The organism is Solibacillus isronensis (assembly GCF_900168685.1).
Taxonomy (GTDB): domain Bacteria; phylum Bacillota; class Bacilli; order Bacillales_A; family Planococcaceae; genus Solibacillus; species Solibacillus isronensis_A.
This window is the reverse complement of the sequence record NZ_FVZN01000014.1, coordinates 2,029,999-2,042,100: the sequence shown is the minus strand read 5'-3', so window position 1 is coordinate 2,042,100 and position 12,102 is coordinate 2,029,999. Positions and strand designations below refer to the sequence as shown.

16 protein-coding genes and 1 other annotated feature (1 of these 17 only partly in view) are annotated in these 12,102 nt (G+C 40.2%); of the genes, 15 read left to right on the top strand and 1 reads right to left on the bottom strand.

Translation table 11 applies throughout. The features are described 5' to 3' along the window. Positions 1-70, top strand: a sequence feature (ribosomal protein L21 leader region) (it extends 8 nt beyond the left edge of the window). A gap of 14 nt (positions 71-84) precedes the next feature. The 11 genes from rplU (at position 85) to B5473_RS18895 (ending at position 7,636) form a co-directional block, all read left to right on the top strand. Beyond that, on the top strand, positions 85-393 hold the full coding sequence (gene rplU / locus B5473_RS18950; RefSeq protein WP_079528040.1) for a 50S ribosomal protein L21: 309 nt from the start codon (positions 85-87) through the stop codon (positions 391-393). A gap of 16 nt (positions 394-409) precedes the next feature. Next, positions 410-751: a ribosomal-processing cysteine protease Prp gene (locus B5473_RS18945; RefSeq protein ID WP_008405207.1), complete on the top strand. Its 342-nt coding sequence runs from the start codon at positions 410-412 to the stop codon at positions 749-751. 13 nt (positions 752-764) lie between these two features. After that, positions 765-1,061 (top strand): 50S ribosomal protein L27, encoded by a 297-nt coding sequence (gene rpmA / locus B5473_RS18940; RefSeq protein WP_008405208.1) that lies wholly within the window; start codon positions 765-767, stop codon positions 1,059-1,061. A gap of 201 nt (positions 1,062-1,262) precedes the next feature. After that, complete coding sequence (locus B5473_RS18935) at positions 1,263-1,778, top strand: Spo0B domain-containing protein (RefSeq protein ID WP_079528038.1); 516 nt, start codon at positions 1,263-1,265, stop codon at positions 1,776-1,778. Positions 1,779-1,790: 12 nt separating this feature from the next. Beyond that, positions 1,791-3,080 carry a GTPase ObgE gene (gene obgE / locus B5473_RS18930; protein WP_079528036.1) on the top strand — a complete coding sequence of 430 codons (1,290 nt, stop codon included), beginning with the start codon at positions 1,791-1,793 and terminating at the stop codon, positions 3,078-3,080. 17 nt (positions 3,081-3,097) lie between these two features. Continuing rightward, entirely contained in the window at positions 3,098-3,553 is a 456-nt protein-coding gene (locus tag B5473_RS18925; RefSeq protein WP_008405215.1) for an ACT domain-containing protein, read from the top strand. Positions 3,554-3,710: 157 nt separating this feature from the next. Next, positions 3,711-4,583, top strand: coding sequence for a prephenate dehydratase (gene pheA, locus B5473_RS18920; RefSeq protein WP_079528034.1), 873 nt, complete (start codon positions 3,711-3,713; stop codon positions 4,581-4,583). A 10-nt stretch (positions 4,584-4,593) separates the two neighbouring features. Continuing rightward, a complete protein-coding gene (locus B5473_RS18915) occupies positions 4,594-4,983 on the top strand; it encodes a thiol-disulfide oxidoreductase DCC family protein (RefSeq protein WP_079528032.1) in 390 nt (129 codons plus the stop codon). 437 nt (positions 4,984-5,420) lie between these two features. Beyond that, positions 5,421-5,966: a sigma-70 family RNA polymerase sigma factor gene (locus tag B5473_RS18905; RefSeq protein ID WP_079528028.1), complete on the top strand. Its 546-nt coding sequence runs from the start codon at positions 5,421-5,423 to the stop codon at positions 5,964-5,966. Next, on the top strand, positions 5,959-6,354 hold the full coding sequence (locus B5473_RS18900) for a helix-turn-helix transcriptional regulator (protein WP_079528025.1): 396 nt from the start codon (positions 5,959-5,961) through the stop codon (positions 6,352-6,354). Before B5473_RS18905 ends, B5473_RS18900 begins: the two co-directional genes overlap by 8 nt. After that, complete coding sequence (locus B5473_RS18895) at positions 6,344-7,636, top strand: FtsW/RodA/SpoVE family cell cycle protein (protein ID WP_079528023.1); 1,293 nt, start codon at positions 6,344-6,346, stop codon at positions 7,634-7,636. The genes B5473_RS18900 and B5473_RS18895 overlap by 11 nt, the downstream gene beginning before the upstream one ends. Positions 7,637-7,688: 52 nt before the next feature. On the opposite strand, the gene B5473_RS18890 is transcribed toward B5473_RS18895, so the two are convergent. After that, positions 7,689-8,216 carry a transcription repressor NadR gene (locus tag B5473_RS18890; protein ID WP_254865371.1) on the bottom strand — a complete coding sequence of 176 codons (528 nt, stop codon included), beginning with the start codon at positions 8,214-8,216 and terminating at the stop codon, positions 7,689-7,691. Positions 8,217-8,340: 124 nt separating this feature from the next. Between B5473_RS18890 and B5473_RS18885 the strand changes: the two genes are divergently transcribed. From B5473_RS18885 to ruvB, 4 genes are all read left to right on the top strand, one after another. Continuing rightward, positions 8,341-9,468 (top strand): LysM peptidoglycan-binding domain-containing protein, encoded by a 1,128-nt coding sequence (locus B5473_RS18885; protein ID WP_079528019.1) that lies wholly within the window; start codon positions 8,341-8,343, stop codon positions 9,466-9,468. Positions 9,469-9,518: 50 nt separating this feature from the next. Continuing rightward, positions 9,519-10,301 (top strand): phosphotransferase, encoded by a 783-nt coding sequence (locus B5473_RS18880; protein WP_079528017.1) that lies wholly within the window; start codon positions 9,519-9,521, stop codon positions 10,299-10,301. Between the two features lie 153 nt (positions 10,302-10,454). Next, positions 10,455-11,075, top strand: a complete 621-nt coding sequence (ruvA, locus tag B5473_RS18875; RefSeq protein WP_079528015.1) for a Holliday junction branch migration protein RuvA — start codon at positions 10,455-10,457, stop codon at positions 11,073-11,075. Between the two features lie 15 nt (positions 11,076-11,090). Beyond that, positions 11,091-12,095, top strand: a complete 1,005-nt coding sequence (ruvB, locus tag B5473_RS18870; protein WP_079528013.1) for a Holliday junction branch migration DNA helicase RuvB — start codon at positions 11,091-11,093, stop codon at positions 12,093-12,095. The last annotated feature ends 7 nt before the right edge of the window (positions 12,096-12,102 follow it).

The window sequence follows — 12,102 nt, the reverse complement described above, 5'->3', positions numbered from 1 at the left end:
GCAACCGCGCTGAACAGGTTTAAGTACCTTTATAGGTCACCTGCAATTCCGGGCGAGTCTGAGTCTAAGAGGAGGTGCATTTTAATGTACGCAATTATCGAAACTGGTGGTAAACAAATCAAAGTTGAAGCAGGTCAAGAAATCTATGTTGAAAAACTAGGTGTGGCTGCTGACGAAGTCGTTACTTTTGACAAAGTTTTATTCGTAGGTGGAGAAACAGTTAAAGTTGGAGCTCCAACTGTTGCTGGCGCTACTGTAACAGCGAAAGTTGTTAAAGAAGGTAAGCAAAAGAAAATTACTGTTTTCAAACTTAAAGCGAAAAAGAACTACCGTCGTAAGCAAGGTCACCGTCAACCATATACAAAATTAGTAGTTGAAGCTATCAACGCTTAATAAGTAGGTGACGGACATGATTACAGTAACTATTTATAGTGATGAAAATCGTAAATCGTATGGATTTGAAATTTCAGGACATGCTTTATCGGATATCTATGGTCGTGATTTAGTTTGTGCAGGTGCTTCTGCTGTTGCCTTTGGTGCAGTAAACGCAATCCCGCAAATTACAGGAATTACTCCTGAAATCGAACAAGGTGCTGAAGGTGGTTACTTAAAAGTAACTGTTCCACAAGCTGAACTGAATGATGAAACAGACGCTAAATTACAAGTTATTCTGAACACAATGGTGACACAGTTCTATACAATGACTGCGAGCTATTCAGAATATATCGAATTGAAATATAAAATGATCTAGGAGGTGGAACAGAATGTTATTATTAACTTTAGATCTTCAATTCTTCGCATCTAAAAAAGGTGTAGGTTCTACTAAAAACGGACGTGACTCTGAGTCTAAACGCCTTGGTGCTAAACGCGCTGATGGTCAATTCGTAACTGGTGGTTCAATTCTTTACCGTCAACGCGGTACAAAAATTTACCCAGGTACAAACGTAGGCCGCGGTGGTGACGATACATTATTCGCAAAAGTTGACGGCGTTGTTAAATTTGAACGCTATGGTCGCGACAAGAAAAAAGTATCTGTATACCCTACAGCTCAAGAAGCATAATTCTTGCAATGAAAGGACTGCATTTATTGCAGTCCTTTTTTTAAGTTTTTACACAAATTCATAGTTGAATGCAGAGATGCCTTTATGGAGATGGATGATTGAAATTTTCTTAAGTATTGAATATGTATGAGTATGAAGTATGGAAGGAAAATAGTTGAAATACTTGTTATACTAATAATATTGGAATACGGAGTGTGTGAAATGACCGTTTCAAAATTAACTGTAAGTGAAGCATTGCGCTTTGCGAATCATGATTATTTGAATCAGCTTCATTTAATTCAGATGAACTTAGATTTAGGACGAGTGGACGAGGCAAAAAAGGTGATTTTTGACCAGTCTGAACATTGTAAAATACTTTCGAACATCAATCGACTTCAATTAACGAAAACAGTTGAATGGCTTCATACCCTATGTTGGCGTTATCCGGCTTTACAGCTAAACATGACAAGTGATGTAAGTACACCAATACACAGCAAGTACGATGAAGCGATTGTTCAATACTTGGAAAACACAATTATTCATGTTTACGACAAGCTTGATCCATATGAAGAGCATCAATTACTGTTAAACATCGAAACATATGAAGATAAATGGAATATTTCATTTCATTTAAAGGGAAAATGGGAACAGTCGCCATTTTCAATAGAACAGAATATTTTTAATGTGGAAACATATGAACAAACGAATACAAGTTGGAAATATGTTCTTCACGTATGAGGAGTGAAAGAAATGTTTGTCGATCACGTAAAGATTTATGTTAAAGGTGGAGACGGCGGGGATGGAATGGTTGCCTTCCGTCGTGAAAAGTACGTACCAAACGGTGGTCCAGCTGGTGGAGACGGAGCGCGAGGCGGTAACGTTATTTTTGAAGTAGAAGAAGGTTTACGTACGTTAATGGATTTCCGTTACAAACGTCACTTCAAAGCTGAACGCGGAGAGCATGGAATGAGTAAAGGGATGCACGGTCGTCGTGCAGAAGATTTAATCGTTAAAGTGCCACCGGGAACAGTTGTAATGAATGCTGAAACAAAAACAGTCATTGCCGATTTAGTTGAACATGGCCAACAAGCGATTATTGCTAAAGCAGGCCGTGGCGGACGCGGTAACTGCCGTTTTGCGACACCTTCTAACCCTGCACCGGAATTAGCCGAAAAAGGCGAGCCAGGTCAGGAACTGGAAGTAATTTTAGAGTTGAAAGTATTAGCGGATGTTGGATTAGTTGGTTTCCCTTCAGTAGGTAAATCAACATTACTATCTGTTGTTTCGTCTGCAAAACCTAAAATCGGCGCTTATCACTTTACTACGATAGTACCGAACTTAGGTATGGTGGAAACAGATGATGGCCGTTCATTCGCAATGGCAGATTTACCTGGTCTAATCGAAGGCGCACACCAAGGTGTCGGATTAGGGATGCAGTTCCTGCGTCACATTGAGCGTACACGTGTAATCGTACACGTAATCGATATGTCCGGTATGGAAGGCCGCGAACCTTATGATGATTATGTAACAATCAACAACGAGCTTGAACAATATAATTTACGATTACTTGAGCGTCCTCAAATTATCGTAGCAAACAAAATGGATATGCCGAATGCGGAAGAAAACTTGGAAGAGTTTAAAAAGAAAGTAGGCGAAGACGTAAAAATCTTCCCGATTTCAGCCGTTTCCCGTCAAGGTTTAAAGCCATTGCTATTTGAAATTGCGGATCTTTTAGAAGTAACGCCGGAGTTCTTATTGCATGATGTAATCGACGAAGAGTCAGATGCAGTAGTAATGTACAAGCATGAAGGCCAAGGTGTCGACTTCGAGATTTCACGCGATGATGATGGAGCATATGTACTTTCAGGATACACAATCGAACGCCTATTCAAAATGACAGACTTCAGCCGTGAAGACGGTATTCGACGCTTTGCTCGCCAGTTACGTGCGATGGGTGTCGATGAAGAGTTACGTAAACGCGGTGCTCAAAATGGCGATACTGTACGTTTAATGGAATTCGAATTTGACTTTGTCGACTAATTAAGTGGGGGATGACGATGAAAAACGTAGCAAATCAGCGATATTATTTAGTGCGTGAAGATGTCCTGACAGATGCGATGCAAAAAACATTGGAAGCAAAACAATTATTGCAAAAAGGATCTGTTTCATCCATTTGGGATGCGGTAAAAGAAGTGGATTTATCTCGCAGCGCATTTTATAAATATCGGGATGCAGTTTTTCCTTTCCATTCGATTGTGCAAGAACGTATTTTAACGGTTTTCATTCAATTGCAAGATCGAAAAGGTACACTTGCCAAATTACTCGAAACTGTATCTGATGCCCATTGCAATGTACTGACGATTCACCAGACGATTCCGATTCAAGGTCGTGCGAATGTGACGCTTTCTTTAGATGTGACAAGCATGTCTTATGAGCTGGATGAACTTATTCGCAGCTTAAATCAACTTGAATTTATCGAATCTGCTGAAGTGATCAGTTCTGGCGCATTTTAACTTTCCTTCAAAGTGAGATGTTCCTGTGCAATTACATCAGAATATAATTAAATAAAAATTGCTGTCCAATAAGTTTTAGTTTTAGGGCATATTGGACAGCTTTCTTTATAGGATAAATTTCCAGAAAATTTAGAACTTATAATCGAGGTGCTCATTAATGTCAGAAAAAAATTGGGAAAAAAGAGTTGCTTACCTAGGTCCGGAAGCATCATTTACATATTTAGCAACAAAGGGTTTGTTCCCGAATGATTGGCATATTCCGTACAAGTCCATTCCGGAATGTATTGAAGCTGTATCAGAGGGGAAAGTTGAGCTGGCGGTTGTCCCTGTGGAAAATGCGCTGGAAGGCTCTGTTCCGCTGACAATTGACTATTTGTTTCACGAATCCGAGCTTTTCGTTACAGCTGAAGTCATGTCGAAAATCCAGCAGCATTTATTAGTAAATAAAAAATTCGCGAAAAAGAGCGAGGCAATCGAAGAGATCTATTCACATCCGCATGCTTTGGCACAGTGTCATAAATATTTATATTATAATCATGGTGACGTAAGGCAGACATCGTATTCTTCAACAGCTGCCGCAGCAGAACTTGTTTCCCAAACGGAAGAGCGCTGTATCGCTGCAGTTGCGAACCTTTCTGCTGCTGAGAAATATAATTTACATATACTCGAACATAATATCCATGATTTCCATTTTAATCATACGCGCTTTTTCGTTTTATCGAAGCAAAATATTAAGCATGGTTTAGTACCACTGCATGCACAGCCGAAAACAACCTTTATGCTTACATTACCGACAGATGTGTCTGGTGCACTGCATCAAGTACTTTCGGTATTTGCTTGGCGTAAACTGAACTTGAGCAAAATTGAATCGCGACCACTTAAAACGGGACTCGGGAATTATTTCTTCATAACTGATATACTAGCAGATGAAGAGGAATCGATGATGAAAGGCGCAGTGGAAGAACTGATTGCGCTAGGCTGCAAGGTGAAGTCACTCGGGACATATTATACATACGTCACACCGGAATGAGGTGAAAAGCATGAAGCGAATCTTACTATTTGATGGAGAGTGCAATTTTTGTGATGCGAGCGTCCAGTTTATTATAAAACGTGACCCGAAAGCATTGTTTCAGTTTGCCTCGCTTCAAAGTGATGTTGGAGTAGCTTTGTTGAAAAAGTATGATGTGCCGGAAACAACGGACAGCATTGTGTATATAGAAAATGGCCGGCATTATACGGAATCGACTGCCGCACTTAAAATTACACGAAATTTATCAGGTTTGTGGAAGTTGTTTTATGTATTTATCGTTGTACCAAAACCGGTTCGTGATCTAGTGTATCGCTGGATTGCCAAAAACCGCTACAAATGGTTCGGAAAAAAGCAGGAATGCATGTTACCGTCACCAGAACAACGAAAACGATTTTTATAAAATGTACAGGTGCATTCTGCTTTATGCGGAGTGCTCTTTTTGTTTGGTCATGCTTTTATTAGAACAATAGTGCAGGTTATTAGAAGAATTAAGCCGTTTATTAGAAAAAGTAACGAGGTTATTAGAACTTGGATGAATTTTGAAGACGCATTCGAGTTTTTTAGTATGTTTAAGGCTGAAAAAAATGTGCGTACCGTTTATATTAGAACATTGGTGCGAGATATTAGAAAATATCATAAGGATATTTGAAAATCCGGCTGTGATATTAGAAAAGAAGAAACCTATATTAGAACATCGGGACGGTATATTAGAAAATCGCTATTTTATTAGAATAAAAAAATTTATATTAGAAGATCTGCAATTATATTAGATATTCGATCAAGAAATCAAACTTTCCTATAATGGGGCTCGTCTAATTGATGAAAGGAGGTATTTCAGTGGAAGGTTATTTAATAAATGATACCGCTAACTTATCAAATGAAGCGATTATAGATGAACTAATGCAACATTACGGAGAAGACGTATTAAAGCTTGTCATGCAATATGTACATAACAACTCTGTTGCCGAGGACCTGACACAGGAAATTTTCGTGAAATGCTACAAGGCACTTCCTTCCTTCCAATATGGCTCGTCGTTAAAAACATGGCTTTGGCGCATTGCAATTAACCATTCAAAAGATTATCTGAAAAGCTGGTACGCAAAAAATGTTGAAGCAAAAGATGATGAAGTTTTTATGCAAGTGGAAAGCAGCATTTCCGTTGAACAGGAAGTCATCCAGCAACAGGAAGATGATAATTTGGTAAAGGCAGTCATGGCGCTGCCGATCAAATACCGTGAAGTGATTTATTTATGTTATTACGAAGATCAGACGATGAAGGAAATGGCCGAAGTACTGCAAATTAATGAGAACACAGTAAAAACAAGACTTCGAAAAGGGAAGCAGCTATTAAAAAAACATCTGGAGCGTGAAGAAAATGGATGATCGTTTAAAAAATTTGAAAAAAGCGATGGATCGCACTGCTTTTTCCAGCACGAAGTTTACAGAGCAGCACAAAGAAAATATTCAACGCCAATTAAACGCTGATGAATTGAAAAAGGTTATTTTATCTCTTCTTTTTGAAGCAAAGTCCGGTATTGAAATTACGCAATTACTCCATGTAAGGGGAATACAGGATGTAATCAACAATGAGGGAATGATCTATTCGATTCTTCATGAACAGGAAAGCAATGGATTTCTATTTGCTAATTGGGAGGAAGGCGTTAAGCGGTATGAGTTAACGAAAACCGGTAAAAAACAATTACAGCAAGACGGGCATGTGAAACTGACATTGAAGGAACGTCTATTGGGGGTGCGCATGCATGCAGAGTGAAAAATTTTTAAGTAAAGTAACCGCCTTTATTCGTTCGAAGGAAGCTCAAGTTCATGTATATGACGAATTAAAGCGTCATATTGAACACTCGAAAAATGCAAGGATAAAAAAAGGATATACACCGGAAGAAGCCGAACGAAAAGCAATCGAAGAAATGGGATCGCCGTCCGAAATCGGGAAATCGATGGACAAAATTCACCGGCCGAAAATTGACTGGCTGCTGATTAGTTTAGTTGCCATTCTGTTAGGTGCAAGTTTTATCCCGATTTTATCATTTGACAGTACCATTATTTTTGGGACTGATATGACCGATTATTTTATACGAAATAAATGGCTGCACCTTTTATTTGCCGTAATATTGACTGCAGCACTAATGTATATCGATTATCGGAAGCTGGAGCGCTTCAGTCTAGCTATATATATAGGTGCCCTTATTTTGTTATTGATATTAAATTATTTTCCGACTGCTATGGTGCAAGGGCAAAGCTATTTAATAGTAGGACCGATTCAGATTCAAGCTTGGACCGTTTTACCGTTGCTGCTCATTGCTTGGGCGGGATTTTTTACGCAGAGAAAACTTAAAAGCTGGCAGTTAATCGTCTTATTTGTTTTGCCGTTATGGTTTATTTTAAGTGCACCAAGCCTGATAGTGGCCCTCATTTATGCAGGGGTAGTGACGGTTTTATTTTTTGTAAGCGACTATTCTGCAAAGACAAAAATTGTGACAAGTATAGTGGTAAGCGGGTTCATAGCGAGCAGTATGTTCTTGATCATTCCCCGGCTGCACGATTATCAGCTTGTTCGATTATACGCATTTTTGGATCCGGCTAGCTATGCGACAACGGAAGGCTATGTTTATTTGGCAGTTAAAAATGCACTAAATGAAGCAGGATGGTTTGGGGCAGAGACGATTCGTTACATTCCAGAAGGGCATACAGACTTTGCTTTAGTACTGCTTATTCAGAAATTCGGATATATAGCAGGGATTACCATTGTTTCGGTATTATTTGCAATCGCCATTCGTATACTTTGGAAAGTGAACCGATTAACCCGTTCTTATGGCCAAATGCTTGTAATTGGATCAGTATCTTTTTATTGCATGCAGTTTGTATATTCTGTTGCCATGATACTTGGCTGGTTGCCGATTATCGGGCTATCGCTTCCATTTATAAGCTATGGTTTTACGCCGCTCCTATTAAATTCATTTGTCATCGGGATTGCACTAAGTGTATATCGTCGGAAAACATTCATCAGAAGTGGCATACAACGGAATCATTCATAAGAAAAACAGCTTATTCATCTGACAATTGTCTTTTTGAATAAGCTGTTTTAACTTAGTTTTCAATTAAAAAGCCGTGTTGGCGTAATTTCTCTTCGGCCAGATTCAAGCTTTCTTCAGAAGTCGAGCTAATGACGTGTAAGTGTGTACCATCCGTTAGTGCAGAAAGATACAATGCATTAGTTTCCTGGACGCGTTTCACAAAATGCTCGACTTCCAAGCGGTTAGATACCATAATCGAAGCTGTAATTTCTCCATACACAGGATGTTCGACAATAACGCTTTCGACCGTAACCCCACAATCGACCAAAATGAAAAGTTCTTCTTTTGCTTCATTTGGATTGTGCATACAGACAATTTTTCGCTGAAGGCGTGTTTGCTGGACATTGTGCATATAAATATATCCTTGGCTTGTTGCTACGATCGGTTCATTTCGTGCTTTCAATAAATTCATATCATTGACGATGACTTGTCTGGAAACATTTGTATGTTTCGCTAAATCTGTACCTGTCATTGGCTGTTCAGCAGTTTTTAACAATGCAAGCAATTCCAAACGTCGTTCTTCACCTAATAATTTCTTCAATATATTCACCTCAATTAGCATACCAGTTCCTTTTCATCTTATCATATTTACCGCTTGCTAAGCGTGAACATTGTGGCAAAAGCACAATTTGTGCATATGCTATTACGAGAAAAGGAGGAAAGAAGTGCGCGTTCATATTGTTCAAAAGGGAGACACTTTGTGGAAAATCGCGAAACAATACGCGGTTGGCTTTGATGAGTTAAAGCGATTAAATGCCCATTTAGCAAACCCTGACTATATTGTTCCGGGAATGGAAATCTATTTACCGGACACGACAGCGAAAAAAGAAATGCCACAGCCTGTGAAGGAACAGCCAAAGTTTGTTAAAGAGCAGCCGGTACCAACACCGGCCCCAGCGCCAACACCAGCGCCAGCGCCGAAAAAAGAAATGGTTAAGCCGGCCCCAGCGCCTGCTCCAGCCCCGGCTCCAATGCCGATGCCAATGCCACAGCCGCAAAAGCCGCTTTGGCAAGGGGATATTATTTATTTCCAGCAACCACAACCAATGCCAATGCCGAATTGGCAGACACATGTACATGTTCAGCCGACATTTGAAAATACGGTGACAGTACCGCAACCAATGCCGATGCCACAGCAACCGGTTGTTCAACCACCTCCGCAGCAACCACAGCAACCGATTTTTATCGAACAACCGCAATATATTCAGCCAATGCCGATGCCAATGCCAATGCCAATGCCACAAATGCCTGTGTGTCCGACGTGTCACCACATGCCAATGCCGATGCCACAAATGCCTGTGTGTCCAACGTGTCACCACATCCCAATGCCGATGCCACAAATGCCTGGATGTTCAAAATGTCATCAAATGGCAATGGAATCCCCAATGCAGATGCAACCAATGCCAATGCCGCAAATGCCTGGATGTTCAAAATGTAACCAAATGGCAATGGAATCCCCAATGCAAATGCAGCCAAATATGTATATGGAACAAATGCCGATGTCGATGCCTATGCAAATGCAGATGCAGCCAATTTTCCATGAAGAGTCATCATTAAAGAGAGATCATTGCCAGGATAAAGATCACCTAGTACACCAGTATTATGAAGAAATTGATCACATGATGCGTCAACCAAACCCTTGTTGTCACCCACAAATGATGCCGTACCAAGAAAATAATATGCCACAAATGATGCCGTATACAGAAAATACGATGCCACAAATGATGCCATATCCAGCAAATCAGATGCCACAAATGCAACCAATGCCACATCCGCCGAAATCATGTCAATAGTAATTAAAGAAAATTGCTGGAAGTGGGATACACATAAAGGGTCCTTTTTTATGAAGTACTATGAGAATGGTTTTGTTGCGCAGAAAGTTAAAGCGATTCATCGAGAGCTTGAAAATATACAATTTCCATATCATATTCCACTTGTTGAAAATGAGGAGCCGCATATAATAAAGCAATTTTGGTTTGAGGGGAAGAGTGCGGAGTATAAACGTTTTGAACATCAGCAGCTTTCCCTCCATGCAATCGAAAAACTGCATGAAACAAATGAGGTCATTCCTTGGGCGGAAACGGGCATCTTGTCCACGTATCAATTACAGGAGAAGTGGACGAGGAGATTTGAGCGTTTTATCAATCATGAAAAAGAACTAAGACGTTTATTAAAAAGCAATTATGATATTTTAGTCAATCATGCTTCTTATGCCTTGGGTTTAATGGCTCAAATTACAGTTCCAAGTGAAAAGCAAACGATTTTACATGGGGATGTTGTTCATCATAATGTGATGCTACGTGGTGAAGACGTGAAACTTATTGATTTTGATTTAGCCTCTTTAGGAGAGGCGTCAGATGAAATTATTTTATGGCTTCATCGCGTATTGCCACATGTTCAGTATGAGGTCCAGCCACTTGTAAATGACCATCATTATTTGCATAAAGCGCAGGAAAAGCTTCATTATCTGTTTTTCCCGAATGAAATATTAAGGGAATGTCTATTCTATTTGAAACTCAGCGACCGGCAAAAGCTTTCCTGCTATCCGTTTATTCAATCGATTGTCTATGACTGGATGAAAAATTATGATTCTTTTGCAAGACAAATTGATACATTGCAAAACTAATTGGCAGTTTATAATCGATGTTAGATGGAGAAGAATATGATAAACTATTAAAGGCTGTCTTTAAGGACGGTCTTTTCTTTTTTGGTGCAACATACGTTCGGTAATTCACAGTTCTTATGCTATAATAGAGCGAGAAATGTGAGGGATAAAACGATGTATGATTATTTAAAAGGACAGGTTACTAGGGTTACACCAGAATATATTGTATTAGAGCAACAAGGTATTGGCTGGATGCTTTATACACCAAATCCATTTGCATTCCGTACATCTGCAAGTGAACAGCAAATCTATGTGTCATTGCAAGTGCGTGAAGATGCCCAAAATTTATATGGATTTAATAGTTTGGAGCAACGTGAGTTATTTAAAAAACTGATTCAAGTATCAGGCATCGGTCCAAAAGGTGCACTTGCTATTTTAGCGAGCGGTAATCCAACTTCAGTCATCCAGGCAATTGAAATGGAAGATGAAGCATTTTTAATCCGCTTCCCAGGTGTTGGGAAGAAAACAGCGCGTCAAATGATACTCGATTTAAAAGGGAAGCTGGACATGCTGCTTGATCACGTCGAGTTACCGAGCGCCGAAAATGAACTGCCATTATTTGGAGTGAATCCGAATGAGCATGAGTTGCAGGAAGCAATGCTGGCACTTGTCGCATTAGGCTATTCAGAAAAAGAATTAGATAAAATCAGACCGCAATTAAGTGAAGACGAAAAGTTAACGACGACAGACGCCTATATTAAACAGGCATTAAAGCTGTTGTTGAAATTGAAATAAAAAGGAGTGAGAATCATGTCAGACCGTGTACTTTCTGGTGAAGCAACAGATGCCGAGCAGCAGTTTGAGCTATCTTTAAGACCACAGCGTCTAGCGCAATACATAGGCCAGGATAAAGTGAAAGAAAACCTGAAAATCTTTATCGAAGCCGCTAAGCTACGTCAGGAAAGTCTTGACCATGTTCTCCTTTATGGTCCACCAGGTTTAGGGAAGACGACGTTAGCGATTGTCATTGCAAATGAGATGGATGTTAATGTTAAGATGACGAGCGGTCCTGCGATAGAGCGACCTGGGGATTTGGCAGCGATTTTAAGCTCCCTTGAAGCAGGAGATGTACTTTTTATCGATGAAATTCATCGCCTGCCTAGAGCGATTGAAGAAGTGCTTTATTCGGCAATGGAAGATTTCTGTCTTGATATCGTTGTCGGTAAAGGCCCTGAAGCCCGTTCGATCCGATTGGAATTGCCGCCATTTACACTCGTCGGTGCAACAACGAGAGCGGGTGCTTTATCTGCTCCACTTCGTGACCGTTTTGGTGTATTATCCCGTCTGGAATATTATGATGAACAGTCTCTCGCTGAGATTGTTGTCCGTTCCGGCGAATTATTCGGTGTTACGCTTGATAAGCATGCGGCATTTGAAATTGCCCGCAGGTCCCGAGGCACACCTCGTATTGCAAATCGATTGTTAAAACGTGTCCGTGACTATGCACAAGTATTGGCAGATGGCATTGTTTCCACAAGTCTGGCTGAGCAGGCATTAGAACTGCTTCAAGTCGATCCTCGTGGACTGGATCATATCGATCATAAACTGATGCAGTCAATGATTGAACGATTCGGCGGGGGACCTGTCGGATTGGATGCATTAGCGGCATCGATCGGGGAAGAGCGCATTACGATTGAAGATGTTTATGAACCGTATTTACTGCAAATCGGATTTATCCAACGAACACCACGCGGCCGAATTGCAACAAATCTATGTTACGACCATTTCGGTTATCCACCGACACAAAATGAATAGAAGGAAG